The 13,849-nt window shown below is 60.9% G+C and carries 13 protein-coding genes and 1 pseudogene; 6 read left to right on the forward strand and 8 right to left on the reverse strand.

Translation table 11 applies throughout. The features are described 5' to 3' along the window. Window positions 1-82: 82 nt before the first annotated feature. Together NE851_RS24525 and NE851_RS24530 are read left to right on the forward strand one after the other, a co-directional pair. The gene (locus NE851_RS24525) at window positions 83-748 is read left to right on the forward strand and encodes a hypothetical protein (protein ID WP_254958388.1); all 666 of its coding nucleotides are present in this window, start codon (window positions 83-85) and stop codon (window positions 746-748) included. A 128-nt stretch (window positions 749-876) separates the two neighbouring features. Beyond that, window positions 877-1,661: pseudogene (locus tag NE851_RS24530) on the forward strand (class I SAM-dependent methyltransferase). A 38-nt stretch (window positions 1,662-1,699) separates the two neighbouring features. Here the strand turns inward: NE851_RS24530 and NE851_RS24535 are convergent. The 3 genes from NE851_RS24535 to tyrS form a co-directional block, all read right to left on the reverse strand. Further along, window positions 1,700-2,122, reverse strand: coding sequence for a TIGR02594 family protein (locus tag NE851_RS24535; protein WP_028758913.1), 423 nt, complete (start codon window positions 2,120-2,122; stop codon window positions 1,700-1,702). A 504-nt stretch (window positions 2,123-2,626) separates the two neighbouring features. Further along, complete coding sequence (locus NE851_RS24540; RefSeq protein WP_097542287.1) at window positions 2,627-3,802, reverse strand: MFS transporter; 1,176 nt, start codon at window positions 3,800-3,802, stop codon at window positions 2,627-2,629. 135 nt (window positions 3,803-3,937) lie between these two features. Continuing rightward, complete coding sequence (tyrS, locus tag NE851_RS24545) at window positions 3,938-5,218, reverse strand: tyrosine--tRNA ligase (protein ID WP_132572271.1); 1,281 nt, start codon at window positions 5,216-5,218, stop codon at window positions 3,938-3,940. 345 nt (window positions 5,219-5,563) lie between these two features. On the opposite strand from tyrS, the gene NE851_RS24550 reads away from it, so the two are divergent. Next, the gene (locus NE851_RS24550) at window positions 5,564-7,465 is read left to right on the forward strand and encodes a potassium transporter Kup (RefSeq protein WP_028827843.1); all 1,902 of its coding nucleotides are present in this window, start codon (window positions 5,564-5,566) and stop codon (window positions 7,463-7,465) included. A 99-nt stretch (window positions 7,466-7,564) separates the two neighbouring features. Here NE851_RS24550 and NE851_RS24555 read toward each other — a convergent pair whose 3' ends face one another. Both NE851_RS24555 and NE851_RS24560 read right to left on the reverse strand, forming a co-directional pair. After that, entirely contained in the window at window positions 7,565-9,148 is a 1,584-nt protein-coding gene (locus tag NE851_RS24555) for a Na+/H+ antiporter (RefSeq protein ID WP_028827844.1), read from the reverse strand. A 50-nt stretch (window positions 9,149-9,198) separates the two neighbouring features. Next, a complete protein-coding gene (locus NE851_RS24560; RefSeq protein WP_132572277.1) occupies window positions 9,199-9,510 on the reverse strand; it encodes a hypothetical protein in 312 nt (103 codons plus the stop codon). Between the two features lie 38 nt (window positions 9,511-9,548). Here NE851_RS24560 and NE851_RS24565 point away from each other — a divergent pair, with 38 nt between their 5' ends. Continuing rightward, window positions 9,549-10,325: a dioxygenase family protein gene (locus NE851_RS24565; protein WP_132572280.1), complete on the forward strand. Its 777-nt coding sequence runs from the start codon at window positions 9,549-9,551 to the stop codon at window positions 10,323-10,325. A 47-nt stretch (window positions 10,326-10,372) separates the two neighbouring features. On the opposite strand, the gene NE851_RS24570 is transcribed toward NE851_RS24565, so the two are convergent. From NE851_RS24570 to NE851_RS24580, 3 genes are all read right to left on the reverse strand, one after another. Next, window positions 10,373-11,149 (reverse strand): molybdopterin-binding protein, encoded by a 777-nt coding sequence (locus NE851_RS24570; protein ID WP_132572283.1) that lies wholly within the window; start codon window positions 11,147-11,149, stop codon window positions 10,373-10,375. Further along, on the reverse strand, window positions 11,146-11,988 hold the full coding sequence (locus NE851_RS24575) for a cytochrome b/b6 domain-containing protein (RefSeq protein WP_132572286.1): 843 nt from the start codon (window positions 11,986-11,988) through the stop codon (window positions 11,146-11,148). Before NE851_RS24575 ends, NE851_RS24570 begins: the two co-directional genes overlap by 4 nt. Before the next feature lie 84 nt (window positions 11,989-12,072). Then, a complete protein-coding gene (locus NE851_RS24580; protein ID WP_132572289.1) occupies window positions 12,073-12,342 on the reverse strand; it encodes a pentapeptide MXKDX repeat protein in 270 nt (89 codons plus the stop codon). Window positions 12,343-12,524: 182 nt separating this feature from the next. Between NE851_RS24580 and NE851_RS24585 the strand changes: the two genes are divergently transcribed. Beyond that, the gene (locus tag NE851_RS24585; RefSeq protein WP_132572292.1) at window positions 12,525-13,073 is read left to right on the forward strand and encodes a sigma-70 family RNA polymerase sigma factor; all 549 of its coding nucleotides are present in this window, start codon (window positions 12,525-12,527) and stop codon (window positions 13,071-13,073) included. Then, on the forward strand, window positions 13,070-13,714 hold the full coding sequence (locus NE851_RS24590) for an NrsF family protein (RefSeq protein ID WP_047610542.1): 645 nt from the start codon (window positions 13,070-13,072) through the stop codon (window positions 13,712-13,714). Before NE851_RS24585 ends, NE851_RS24590 begins: the two co-directional genes overlap by 4 nt. The last annotated feature ends 135 nt before the right edge of the window (window positions 13,715-13,849 follow it).

Here is a 13,849-nt window from a genome sequence, read left to right on the forward strand (position 1 = left end):
CGCATCCCAAATGAAACTTTCCGCGAGAAGCCCCGGCCATTAACGCAAATGTGGAATAGTTCCTGTCGCAAGAATGAAGCTCATGACAGGCCCCGCGGGTTCCAGTATTTCCAGGCGATCAAACGAGATCGGTCCAGTCTTATCGGAAACGAGAACCATGTTTAAGAATCGCCTTGCTTCATTATTCATTGCCGCCCTTCTGCCTGTTTCGGTTCATGCAGCCGATTGTCCGTCTGCTGACACCGCCGCCAAGGGTTTTGTGCTGGAAAATACCGGCGCACGGAGCGAATTCCACAAGGCGGAAGGGCAGATCGTCAAGACTGTCAATCATTTCGGCGGCTCACAGCAGCAGACGGTGTTTTCCTTTGCAGGTCTCTTCGATCTGGCCCGCTTCAGCAAAAACGAACAATATGCGATCCACCCGCTCTCCGATCTGAGCCGCATCGTTCCGCTGAAGAAAGGCGCTCGAACCAACGTTGCTTTCTTAGCGCTTGGCCCGGACGAGCGGGCGGATACGCGCTGGAGCCTGGAATTGACCGTCGCCGGACAGGAGAGCTTCAGTCTCGGCGAATGCAAATACAAGGTGTTCAGGATCAAGCAAGTGACCAAGAGAGGCGACGAGCAGGTCGACATCTTGAGCGTGCTCTATTCGCCTGACCTCCAGGCCACGTTGGCGAAGGTCTATGACGAGGGCACGGCCGACGAGTACACGGTCCGCTACGACAGGATCCAATCCCTGACGCACTGATGCTACGACGCATCAGTTATTGGCACACTTCTTCTCTTCCAGATTGAGGCGCGACAGCTCGTCTTCTCATTGTCACAGGCTGCGCTTATAGCTCCCCGCCCGTTCCGATCGCGCAAGGAGGAAGAGCCATGAAAGCCAATGATGTCGCCGCCCATTGGGAGAGCAATGCCGAGACGTGGACGATCTATTCCAGGGCGGGCTACGACAAGTATCGCGATGCGCTGAACACGCCGACCTTTCTGGAGATGCTGCCGTCGGTCGGCGGCCTGAGAGGTCTCGACCTCGGCTGCGGCGAAGGCTCCAATACCCGCGCGGTCGCCCGGCTCGGCGCCCGCGTGACCGGCCTCGACATCGCCCCGACCTTCATTCGTTTGCCCGCGAGAGCGAGGCAGACGCGCCGCTCGGCATCGACTATGTGCTCGGCGACGGTCAGAGCATCGATTTCCCGGAAGCGAGCTTCGATTTCGTCACCGCCTTCATGTCGATGATGGACATGGCTGATCAGCGCGAGGTGCTGAAGGGCATCCACCGCATTCTGAAGCCCGGCGGCTTCCTGCAGTTTTCGATCCTGCATCCCTGCTTCGTGCCGCCGACGCGCCGTAACATCCGCAATGAGGCCGGCGAGCCCGTCGCGGTAGAGATCGCCGACTATTTCGACGAGAGCGACGGCCGGATCGACCGTTGGATCTTTTCCTCGATACCGCAAGCGGAACGGGCGGCGCTGACGCCGTTTTCCGTTCCGCGCTTTCACCGCACGCTGTCGACCTGGGTGTCGATGATCGTCGAAGCGGGGCTTACGATCGAGGCCTTTGGCGAGCCGATGGCCTCAGCCGTGGTGGCGCAGGCCGAACCCGTCGTCGCCGACACCCGCGTCGCGCCGATCTTCCTGCATATCAGGGCACGCAAGGCATAGGACCTGTTTTCCCGCCGGCATTGAGGTTTGGAACCGGCTTATCGTCGCACGGCAACGACCGAACTGGCGCGATAGCGCGACAGCTGCACCCGGTTGGATTGGTTGCCGCCGAAGAGATAGACATATTGCCGGCGCTGGTCGATGTGATCGAACAGGCTGACATGAAAGCGCCGGCCGGTGCGGATCACCACGACATCCCCACGCCTGGCGGAGCGGACGCCGACCGGCTTGCCGAACTTCTTCCAGGACGCCGCCATGTTGGGGTTGGGCGGCGGCTCCCTTGAAGATCGTTTGGCGACAAAGGCCAGGAACGCCCCGCACCACGATACCCTGCGCGGATTGATGCTAAGGAAGGAGATGGAGCGTTCATGCATGCTTTTGTACTTGGACGCCGTGCCGAGCATATCCGCCTCACAGGGCACGGCAAGCGCCGTGAGGACGATGACGAGAATAACCTTCATAGTTACCCACCATTGTTTGTATTATGCTGAAATTCCAAAATGTGGCGAAGAATAAAACAGGCGCGGCAACGTAGATGCGAATTATGGCGTGAATTAGAAACAACTAATACTGGCATTTTGGCGGCGGGAATTTGTCCGAAGAGAGGCACGGATCGGCGCTGACCAGCCTCTCGTTGCGGCCGAACGCGACGATCGAAGAACTCGTAGAACCCTTATTTTGCAGGCTCGAAAGGCTGACATAGGCCGTCCGGGCCAGGTGTATGCAGAGAAGGTGGACCGCGCCCGCAAGTGCTTGAGCGGCAAGACCATTCACCAAGAGTTGACGATCCTGCACGGCCTTGGGCCATCACCTATACGAGCTATATTTGAGACGGCCATCAGTAATACTTAGACGTCACCGGCAATACATTGCGCCCGCCCTATTCAACAGCGAAAATCGGTGGTCAGCCCCCGCCGATTGCGAACATGCGCGACCTTGGGATAACGGAACGGCGGCGCGGCGTATCAACCGTGTGGTTGTACCGGTTCGGGCTGCCCTGTGATCGGGGCAGGAGCAGCGATGAGCGCCTTGGTGACGAGGAGCGCAGCGGCGATCACAGGGACGACCACCCAGTACGAAAAGCGGATACCGAAGTGTTCGGCAACGAAACCGAGCAATGGCGGCCCAGCGAAAAACACGAGAAAGGTCGTCTGCCCGAGCGCTGCAACGCTGACCGATGCGGGTCGGTCCGTGCGCCGGGCCGCGGCCGAGATGGCAAGCGGATAGACCGACGAGCAGCCGATCCCCGTCAGGCCAAAGCCCGCGAGGGCGACGACAGGCTGTGCCGCCGTCGCAACCAAGACAAGGCCGATGGCCGCGATCCCGAGGAGGGTTATTGCGACGGGGCGTGGATTGAAGCGGTCAATCACAGAGTCCATGCCGAGCCGTCCGATGGCGATGAACGAGGAGAAAATGGCCACGCTGAGCCCGCCGACAAATGGTTCGACCGCAAATACGTCGCGCATATAGATCGCCGACCAATCGACGCTCGCGCCCTCGGCGAGAAGCGGAGCAGCGCCTATGAGGCAAAGGGGAAGCAGCCCGATCGTGGGAAAAGCGACGAGCGGAGCATCGCCGGGGTGAGCGTCATGCCGCCGGGGCGCATTCTCGATCCCGGAGAAAACGATCGACCCGGCAATCAAGACCGTCACGAGGACGATGAAGCTATGCAGTTCGATGGAGACTGCGGCCTGCCGCATACCGGCGGCAACAAGGGCGGTGATGCAGAATCCGAGGCTCCACATGCCGTGAGCCCGGCTCATGATGCGGTAGCCGAGCAGCGCCTCATGGCGATCGGTTTCGAGATTGGCGTTGATCTCGAATGCGCCGGCGAAAATGCCGGCAACAAAGAATAATGGCATCGCCAGGGAAACTGCAGGCATCCAGGGGATCAGCGCATAAAACAACGTCACACCGAAGACGGTGACGAAGGCCGTTGTGCGCGCACCAAGCCTCTCGATGAGCCTCGCCGAGAACGTCAACCCGCAGAGAACCCCGAGGGACATGATGGCGAGCAAAAGGCCCAGCTCTCCTTCGCTCAGGCTAAACTTGAGCTGAATGTCGGGCAGCCGCGAAAGAAACGCCCCCACGGAAAGGGCCACGGCAAACTGAATGAAGAAAATACGATGGTGCGGCTTCATCTCGGGGCTCTGCTCCGATTGGCGGGATTGAAGTCCAACTATCCCCCGTGGGATAGCCGGACATTCCGACGAAATGGCGACTGGCTCGGAAACCCGCGGCTTCAGCATTGTCGACCACCATGCTGACAGCCCCTGTCAGCATGGCGGCGCCACCGCCGATTGAAGGAGGACGTGTCGCTTCTTGCCGACGGACAGCCGGATGACGCCGTCCTGGACATCGGAGTGACCAAGCTGCATTGCCTCGTCGTTTACGCTGCCGCCGTTCACCCGCACACCGCCGCCGGCGATCAATCGACGTGCTTCGCTTTTCGACTTGGCGAGCCCGGCAATGACCATCGCATCAGCGAGCGGAAAGGTGCTGCGAAGGCTATCCGGGAACCTGACGGTCGGGAGGCCGACCGGCACCTCACCTTCTTCGAAGGTACGCCGGGAGGTTTCGGAAGCTTGCGCTGCCGCATCCGTCCCGTGGCACAGGCTGGTGATCTCGTCGGCAAGTATCTTTTTCGCTTCGTTGATCTCGGAATCCCGAAGCACGTCAAGGCGGGCAATTTCACTTAACGGCAACTCGGTGAACAGCCTGAGAAAACGACCCACATCGGCATCTCCGGTGTTTCTCCAGAATTGCCAGAATTCATAGGGCGACAACCGGTCGGCGTTGAGCCAGACCGCCCCCGAAACGCTTTTGCCCATCTTCGCGCCCGACGATGTCGTCAGCAGCGGAGCGGTCAATCCAAACAAGGCGCGTCCACCGATCCGCCGCCCAAATTCGACGCCGCTGACGATGTTGCCCCATTGGTCGGAACCACCAAGCTGAAGCAGGCAGCCGCGGCTTTCTGCGAGCACATGAAAGTCGTAGGCCTGCATGACCATGTAGTTGAATTCCAGCAATGACAGCGATTGCTCCCGCTCCAACCGTTGGCGCACGCTCTCCGATGTCAGCATCCGGTTGACTGAAAAATGCGGTCCAACATCGCGCAGGAAGTCGAGGTAGTTGAGCCTGCCCAACCAATCGGCATTGTTGACCATCACCGCATCGGCCGGGCCATCCCCGAAAGCGAGGAACCGCTCGAAGACACGCCGGATGCCGAGCAGGTTTTTCATGATCTGCTCTTCACTGAGAAGGGGGCGTGACGTGTCGCGCAAACTCGGATCGCCCAGCCGACTTGTCGCACCACCCAGCAACGCGATGGGTTTGTTACCAGTCTTCTGGAACCAGCGGAGCATCATGATCGGAATGAGATGCCCGACATGCAGGCTGTCGGCGGTGAGATCGAAGCCGTTATAGGCTGTGCCGGCTCCCGAACAAAGCCAGCTGTCGAGTGCTTCCAAGTCGGTACATTGATGCAGGAAACCGCGCTCGGTCAGGGTGCGGAGAAAGTCGGATCGGGGTCCGGTGGGCTGAGAGGATCGTGTCACGGGGTCTCCATTGGGGCCGATGAGGCCGGAGACCTTCTGTTGACACGCGTGCCGCCGACCATGCGGCGTCTCGGGTGTCAGGAATATGACCTTGCGCCGCTCTCTATGGGAGCAGCGTATAATAGAAGCTCGAAAGGTTCAGGGTGCAGGTCATGGATCCTCATTACCATGCGACTGCGCAATCGCAAGAGGCGACCGCCGAAGTCCAAGCCGATCGTGCGCCCCACCCCTCTCCCGCTCACGCCGCCGCCCCTCACAAAAAATTCGCACACGCATCAATTTACTTGCCGTTCTGCAATGCGGCATATGTTTGTGTTCATAGGCAAGGGGCATAAGCGGGGAACCATGGCGTCGACGCATATAGACAATACGGGTGAAGGTGCCGGCCGGAAGGGCTTTGCCGGACTGGTCGTCGGCGCGATCGGCGTCGTCTATGGCGATATCGGTACCAGCCCGCTCTATGCCCTTCGTGAGGCGCTGAGGCCTTTTGCCGCCGATGGCGTACACGAGGCCGAGGTCATCGGTCTCATTTCGCTGATGATCTGGACGCTGACGGTCATCGTGACCTTCAAATATGTGCTCTTCCTTCTCAGGGCGGACAATGACGGTGAAGGCGGCACGCTTTCGCTTCTCGCCCTGCTGATGAAGAAGATGGGGCGAAACGTGCCGGTGCTCTTCTTCGCAGGCCTGATCGGAGCGGCGCTCTTCATCGGCGATGCGATGATTACGCCGGCCCTGTCGGTGATGTCGGCGCTCGAAGGCCTGAAGCTGGTCACGCCGGCCTTTGCCGAATACGTCCCGCTCGCGTCGGCTGCGATCATGATCATCCTCTTTGCCGTCCAGTCCCGGGGAACGGCCGCCGTCTCGATGTTTTTCGGGCCGATCACGGTCTTGTGGTTTCTGGCCATGGCAGCGGGCGGCCTGATCCATATCGGCGACGACTGGAGGATTCTCGAAGCGCTCAATCCGATCAACGCGCTGTCGTTCCTCGCCCATGCCGGCACCGTCGGCCTCATTGTGCTTGGCGCCGTCTTTCTGACGGTGACGGGCGCCGAGGCGCTCTATGCTGATCTCGGGCATTTCGGGCGCCGCCCGATCCAGATGGCGTGGTTCGTGCTCGTCTTTCCGGCATTGCTCTTGAATTATCTCGGCCAGGGCGCGCTGGTTCTCGCCCATCCCCACGCAGCCACCAATCCGTTCTTTCTGATGTATCCTGATTGGGCCTTGCTGCCGGTGGTTCTTCTGGCAACGATGGCAACGATCATCGCCAGCCAGGCGGTGATAACAGGCGCATTTTCGCTGGCCCGCTCGGCGGTTCACCTCGGCTTCCTGCCGAGGCTGCGCATCAAGTTCACATCGGAGACCAACACCGGCCAGATCTACGTGCCGAGCGTCAATCTTCTGCTGCTGGTCGGCGTCTTGATGCTGATCTTTTCCTTCGGCGATTCCGAGTCGCTGGCGACGGCCTATGGCATCTCGGTGACCGGAACCATGGTCATCTCGACCATGCTGGTCTTCCAGTTCCTTCGGGCCGTCTGGGGTTACTCCCTCGTGGTTGCCGCCCTCCTGCTGCTGCCGCTCTTCTTCATCGAAGTCATGTTCCTGGCGGCCAACCTGCTTAAGATCCATGATGGCGGCTGGGTTCCGGTCGCCCTTGCGCTGGCGATCATGATCCTGATGTGGACATGGACCCGAGGACAGGCCTATCTGAAGCGACTGCGGGCCAACAACGAGATCCCGCTCGATTCCTTCATCCGGTCGATCGAGCGAAAGTCGGACCATTCGCCGGTCACCGTTCCAGGAACGGCCGTCTTCCTGACCAGCGTCCCGGATCGCACGCCGAATGTTCTGCTCCACAATCTCAAGCACAACCACGTGCTCCATGAACAGAACGTTATCCTGACCGTCTGGACCGAAGACGAACCTTACGTCCCCGACAACAGGCGCATCAAGCTCAGCCAGCTCTCGCCACGCTTCGTGCGTCTCGATATCACCTTCGGCTTCATGGACGACCCCGACGTTACCCGGGCACTGGCGCTCTGCCGCGAGGGCGGCTTCAAGTTCGAAATCATGAAGACCTCCTTCTATCTCGGCCGCAGGAACCTCGTCAGAACGCCGAACACCGGGCTGCCCGGTTGGCAGGAGCGCATATTCATGGCGCTGGAGGGCTTGGCGATCGATCCTTCCGACTATTTCAACCTGCCGTCCAACCGTGTCGTCGAACTCGGTGAGCAGATTGCCATTTAGAGCATGATGCCGAGGCGGGGGAGTCGCAGCTGGGATAGGAGAGATGGAAGCGAGGCACGAGTGGCTCCCGTCGCAAGCGTCACGGCGTGAGGCGCGAAATCATGCCTTGGCCGAGATCGCGCTCAACTCCTCAAGATCGAGATCCCGTTCCAGCTCCCGCAACGTCTCGTCATCGATCTCGCCGGCGCGATGGAGGCGGATGAGTTCCCGGCGTCCCGTTGCAACCGCTTCGAGAATGACGTCGAAATGCGCATGCAGCACCGGTATGTAGTGCTCGGTTCTCTCGGCATAGTCGACGATCGACGTCGCCCGGCGCTGGTAGCGCTCCAGCAATTGCGGATGGATGAGTTTCCCCTCGGCGTCATACGCCAGGCTCTGGACGGTCCCGAACTGCGCCTGGGCCATGGCGGCTTCGGCCTGGCTCATCGTCAGGCGCGCTCTTTCCGAATCCGGCTCCACCAGCCGCGCCCAGGCGATCACCCGCCCCAATGTCGTGCCCTGTATGAGCACGGTTCCGAGAATGACGGCGAACGATGTGACGAGGATGAAGTCACGACCTGCGAACCCTTCGGGCAGGCTCAGCGCCAGGGCAAGCGTGACCACCCCGCGCACGCCCGCCCAGCTCAGAACCGTCGCACCACCGGCGCCGAGCGGTCGGGCGCGCGTGAACCCCAGGACAGCACAGAACCTGAGAACGAAATCGGAGGCGAAGACCCAGGCAAAACGCGCGATCACGAGCGTGACGAGGATCGCCAGCATCGGCAGTCCCATTGTCGCGATCACAGTGGTAAAACCGCCGCCGCGTTCGACGACATCCCTGAGCGACAGCCCGATCAAGATGAACACCGCAGCTTCCATCAGGAAGATCATCACCGTCCAGAACGAGGTGCCGCGCATGCGCATTGCAGCTGAAAGCACTGTGTGCTGGTGCCAGCTCATGATCAGCCCCGCGGTAACGGTGGCGATGACGCCGGAAACATGCAGCTGCTCTCCGAGCAGATAGGCAATCCAGCCGAGCAGCACCGAGGCTGCAATGATGAGATATTCGTCGCCGAGACGCCGGACGAGTTTGAACCACGCCGTTCCCACAACGATGCCGACGATGGCGCCGCCGAGCGCCAGCACGAAGAAATTGCCGATCACCTCCCCCGTGCTGAAGGCTCCGGTTGCAGCGGCGGCAACGGCAAAACGGAAAAGAACCAGGCCACTCGCATCGTTGAGCAAGCTCTCGCCTTCGAGCAGAATCTGAAGCCGCCGCGGCAGCCTGACGCGCTCCAGTACGGCGCGCGCCGAAACCGCGTCCGGCGGCGCGACGATCGCGCCGAGTGCTGCGCATGCAGCCCAGGGAAGTGAGGGAAAGAGGAGATGGGCGACAACGGCGACGACGGCGCAGGTGAAGAGCACCGCACCGACGGCAAGTGAAGCGATGCCGATCACATGACGCCGCAAGCGCGCGAGCGCGATCGACCAGGCGCCGTCCATCAACAGCGGCGGCAGGAAGATGACCAGAACCAGTCCGGGGTCGACTGATATCGCCGGCAGTCCCGGCGCAAAGGCCAACAAGGCGCCACCGGTCAACAGCGCGACGGACGGCGGCAGCCCGAGCCTGTGGGCGGCATAATGCAGCGCGATGATCGCGAGAAACATCACGATAACGAGCTCGAATAAGTGGGTTGGTTCCATCTGCCTCTGCCCCTGCTCAGCAACGGATGTCGCATGCCTGCCGCAAAGAGTTACAGCGACCTCGCGCGTCTGAAAAGACGCACCGCGCTGTAAAGCCGCCGAACCGGGAAAACCGCTTCGCCCCAGAGGCGACCGGCGATAATGTCCACCTTGTGCCATAGCTGGTTGGAGTCGGTACTGCCATAAAGCTTGTCGGCATAGCCCGAGCCGGTCAACCACGCGATCGAGACATAGACGTGACCCCTGGCGTCACCGGAGTTGACGGCCACATTGGCAAGGTTTGCCCTGCACGGCAGGCATTTGATGTCGATGATCGCTTGCCGTCGATCATTGCCGGGATTTAATTGGAATTTCCTGCGCATCCTCCTTACACCCTGAGTCTTGAGGCAAAGGACGATATATGAAGAGACGGACCCTTGTGCTTGGAGGTGCGGCGATCGTTGCATCGTCCGTCGCGGCGGTAGCGATCTGGCCCCGGCGGCATATCACGGTCGCCGCCAGGACATTCGACTGGAAGGGGACGGATTTCCTGAGCGGCGGCACCAAATCGGTCGCCTTGGAAAAGCTGCCCGTCCCGCTCTTCCGCAGCCGTCCGAATTGCGTCGTCACCGTCGCTCAGACTCTTGGCCCCTGCCACGTCAACAATATTCCCGCCCGTCAGGACGTCTCGGAAGGAAAGGCTGGACTGCCCTTGCGGTTGGCCGTCCGGATCGTCCATGCAGCCGATTGCCGGCCGGTCGAGAATGCCGATATCGAAATCTGGCATACGGATCACCGCGGCATCTATTCCGGCCGCGAGGCTGCGAAGATGTGTACACTTGGCGATGCCGAGGCGATCAGCGGGCTCGCCTTTCGCGGTCGCCAGCTGACGGATGCACAGGGGCAGGCAGGCTTCCTGACGGCCTATCCCGGATGGTACCAGGGCCGCACACCCCATGTTCATTGCCGAATCCTCGTCGACGGCAAGGAGCTTCTCGTCAGCCAGATCTATTTCGACGATGCGCTGAGCGACATCATCTATGGCGAGCATCCGGACTATATTGGACGCCCGGCCCGCGATACGCGCAATGACGACGACGGCATCATCCCTGAGGACGCCGCCGATCACATATTCGATTTCGAGAAGCTCGATGGCGGCGTGCTCTCCGCCACCATCACGATCGGCCTCTCTGCCTGAGCGAGGCAGCGGCGGGGCTTCCCACATCCTCGTCGGTGGGCTCGCGCCTATATGCCCGCATACCATTCATAACCGCGATCTTCCCAGAAGCCGCCATTGCCGCCGTAAAGCTGGCCGAGATCGGCGACGGCTTCGATGCCGGTCAGGTATTTTGCCTGCTTGTAGCCGAGCTGGCGCTCGACCCGGAGCCGGAGCGGCGCGCCGTGGGCGACTTCGAGATCGCTGCCGTTCATGGTGTGGGCGAGGATGGTCTGGGGATGAAACGCGTCGACGAGATCGATGCTTTCGTAATACCAGCCGCTGCCGTCGAGCGTCTTTTCGTATTCGTCGGCGCAGTGGAACACAATGTAGCGGGCTTCGGGTTTCAGACCGGCTGCCTGTAGCAGCGCGCCGAGCGGCACGCCGGTCCATTTGCCGATGGCGCTCCAGCCCTCGACGCAGTCGTGCCGAGTGATCTGTGTACGGGCCGGCAGGGCTTTCAACTCCGCCAGCGACAGTTGCATCGGCTTGTCGACCAGCCCGCCGACCTCGAGCCGCCAGCTTGAAAACCGCTGGTTCATCCAGTCGATATAGCGGGCATTGTCGGGCATGCTCGTGCCGTTGGCGCGGAAGGTCGGTGAGATATCGGCTTCCGTGAACTCGCGGGCGAGTGCGTCGTCGCCGAGCAGGAAGCGCTGGGTCTTCATGCTGAGGCCTTCGGCGATCTTGAGCACCGATTTCGTCCGATCGCTTTCGCCGAGCGCATCGCAGCCGGCAAGCCCCAGCGCCGACGCCGTCATGGTCGCGCCGATCAGGAAGCGGCGTCTGGTAATGATGCGGCTCATGATTTCCCTCCCTGGCCGGCGTCGTAATAGCCGGTGATCATCGAGCGCAGATTGTTGAACACGCCCGAGACCAGCACCATCGCCACATGCACCGCGACGAAGGCGACAAGCGAGAAAGCAGTCAGAAAATGCAGCGTCCGCGCCGATTGCCGGCCACCGAACAGGTCGAGCAGCCAGGGCGCGACCGCATTGAAGCCCGGCGACATGGTGAGACCGGTTCCAACCATCAGCGGCAGCAGCACGAAGATCACCGCGATATAGGCGAGTTTCTGCAGCGTGTTGTAGTGGCGTGCCTCAGGCCCCTTGGGAAAGCGCAGCCGGGCGTGATTGACGATCTCATGGCCGAGATGCGAAGGCTTCAGCTCCTGGGGCGCCGGCAACAAATCGCGGCGGAAATGCCGGCTGATAAAACCATAGGCGAGGTAGATGAAGCCGTTGATGACGAACAGCCAGGCAAAAAAGAAATGCCAGCGCCGGCCCGTCGCCAGGTCCCGGTAGCTCGGCATGGTCAGCCAGCTCGGAAAACCTTGCACAGAAGCCTCGCCGTCGACATTCGAAACCCCGAGAACGCCCGTCGTGTCGAAGGTCAATCCGCCCAGGCGTGTCACCCCTTTCAACGCATCGCCTTCCTGCTCCGCTTCCATGGAAATGAAGGACGGATCGTCATCAGCGCCATACTGGCCCCAATAGAGCGCCGGGTGGGCGTTGAATATCTGCAGGCCGCTGAACAGCAGCACCGTCATGCACAGCACGTTTACCCAGTGCGACAGGCGCACCAGCAGGCCATGGCGGTAGAAGAGCGTTCGTCCGCTCGCCATGCCGGCATCGGTCGTGGCCATCGTAGGTCCTCCGGATCGACTTGAAAGGTCTTCTCGAAAAGACGCGGCCGCGGGCAAAATAGTTTCAGCGGCCGCGATCCACTATTACTTCATCGCGTCGCAGGCCTTCATCATCGTGTCCTTCTTCATAGAGTCCTTCTCCATGCCGGCATTGTGCATGCAGTCGGCCTTGGTGCTGCCGGTCGCCATGTTGTCCTGCTTCATCGCGTCCTTCGACATGGCATCCTTAGACATCGCGTCGGTCTTCATGCTGTCTTTCTTCATGGCATCGCTGCTTTGAGCGCTGGCGGCGCCGGCAAGCGACAGGCCGATAACGAAGGTGCAGGCGGCAAGGGTGGAAAGGATCTTGGTCATGAGGGTCTCCTCGGATCGATTGATGTGTCCGCGGCACCCGCCGACGGCTCACAGTGCTGAATTCGATCTTCTTGCGAAGGCAGTTACAGCCTCAGGCTTATGTGATAGCGCTGGCCCGTCAGGAGATTTTCGAATCCGCCTGTAACCAAAGCGTCATCCACGCGAATGACATTGCAGACGACATGACGAACGCCCATTCGGAACACGCCCTGAAGATGCTGATGCTTCTGTCCCTCGACGGGGACGAGGCTGCCTATCGGCGTCTGCTCGGCACGTTGCGAACCCTGCTCGTCGGCTACTACGGCGGGCGTATCGGCACCGCGGCGAAGTCCGACACGGAAGATCTCGTGCAGGAGACGTTGCTGGCGCTGCATGCGCGCCGGGCGACCTATGACAGGGAGCGGCCGTTTACCGCGTGGTTCTTCTCGATTGCCCGCTACAAGCTGATCGACCATCACCGAAAACATGGCGGTCGCTACAAGTCGGAAATGGAGCTTAACGAGGAGATCGAAGGCGACTTCAGGGAGGATGCGATTGCAGCGCGCATGGATGTCGAGCGGCTGTTGAACGGCCTGCCGCAGCACCAGCAGGAACTGATCCGTCAGGTCAAGCTCGAAGGGCAGTCGGTGGCCGATACGGCAAGCCGCACCGGACAGTCGGAATCGGCGGTCAAGGTCGGTGTTCACAGAGGCATCAAGGCGCTGGCGGCAAGATTGCGAGGTGGGACGTGAGAGAAACTGAGGACGTGATCGACATCCTTGTCAGAGATCTGAAGCCGGTACCGAGACATGCGCTGGAACGCCGTTTCGTGCTCGCCGTCCTGCCTGCTTTGGCAGTCTCGCTGCTGCTGATGCTTGTTGTCGTCGGCCTTCGCACAGACATGACGCAGGCGCTGACGCTGCCGGTTTTCTGGATCAAATCCGGCTATAATGCCCTGCTCGCAATCGCCGCCTTCGCCGCCGTTTACCGCCTCTCCCGGCCGGATGGCTCGGAAGGCCGCTTTTTCGGCATTGGCGCTGCAATCGTGCTGGCTCTGGCCGCCATGGCGGTCATCCAGCTCGCTTTGTCGCCGGCATCAAGCTATCCCGTGCTGGTGCTCGGCTCCTCCGCCCTGCATTGCCCGCTGCTGATCCTTGCCTTTGCCATGCCCATCCTGATCGCCAATACATGGGTGCTACGCGGCGCCGCACCAAGCAAGCTTGGGATGACAGGCTTCGTCGCCGGCATTGCAGCAGGCGCATCCGGCGCCTGGGTCTATTCCTGGTTCTGCACCGAAAACGGCCTGCCCTTCGTCGTCCTCTGGTATTCGCTCGGCATCCTGTTAACAGGCGCAATCGGCGCCCTCTTCAGTCGTCGCCTTCTGCGCTGGTAGGACCGGCTGTCGGATTCTTGCGCCCCGATACCACGATGCAATAACCAATTTTTCCGTGAAGGAATCGGAGCGGCGCGCACTAATCCTGCATCCGGCATGAAACCAGATGCAGCATTCCTGCGTACTACCCCTCAG

Source organism: Rhizobium anhuiense bv. trifolii, assembly GCF_024346605.1.
In the GTDB taxonomy this organism is placed as follows: Bacteria; Pseudomonadota; Alphaproteobacteria; order Rhizobiales; family Rhizobiaceae; genus Rhizobium; species Rhizobium anhuiense.

Excerpts from the sequence above, each read along its gene's own strand:
- NE851_RS24525 (WP_254958388.1), top strand. The coding sequence starts at position 83 with ATGACAGGCCCCGCGGGTTCCAGTATTTCCAGGCGATCAAACGAGATC.
- NE851_RS24535 (WP_028758913.1), bottom strand. The coding sequence starts at position 2,122 with ATGAAGGTTATTCTCGTCATCGTCCTCACGGCGCTTGCCGTGCCCTGT.
- NE851_RS24540 (WP_097542287.1), bottom strand. The coding sequence starts at position 3,802 with ATGAAGCCGCACCATCGTATTTTCTTCATTCAGTTTGCCGTGGCCCTT.
- NE851_RS24550 (WP_028827843.1), top strand. The coding sequence starts at position 5,564 with ATGGCGTCGACGCATATAGACAATACGGGTGAAGGTGCCGGCCGGAAG.
- NE851_RS24555 (WP_028827844.1), bottom strand. The coding sequence starts at position 9,148 with ATGGAACCAACCCACTTATTCGAGCTCGTTATCGTGATGTTTCTCGCG.
- NE851_RS24560 (WP_132572277.1), bottom strand. The coding sequence starts at position 9,510 with ATGCGCAGGAAATTCCAATTAAATCCCGGCAATGATCGACGGCAAGCG.
- NE851_RS24565 (WP_132572280.1), top strand. The coding sequence starts at position 9,549 with ATGAAGAGACGGACCCTTGTGCTTGGAGGTGCGGCGATCGTTGCATCG.
- NE851_RS24570 (WP_132572283.1), bottom strand. The coding sequence starts at position 11,149 with ATGAGCCGCATCATTACCAGACGCCGCTTCCTGATCGGCGCGACCATG.
- NE851_RS24575 (WP_132572286.1), bottom strand. The coding sequence starts at position 11,988 with ATGGCCACGACCGATGCCGGCATGGCGAGCGGACGAACGCTCTTCTAC.
- NE851_RS24580 (WP_132572289.1), bottom strand. The coding sequence starts at position 12,342 with ATGACCAAGATCCTTTCCACCCTTGCCGCCTGCACCTTCGTTATCGGC.
- NE851_RS24585 (WP_132572292.1), top strand. The coding sequence starts at position 12,525 with ATGACGAACGCCCATTCGGAACACGCCCTGAAGATGCTGATGCTTCTG.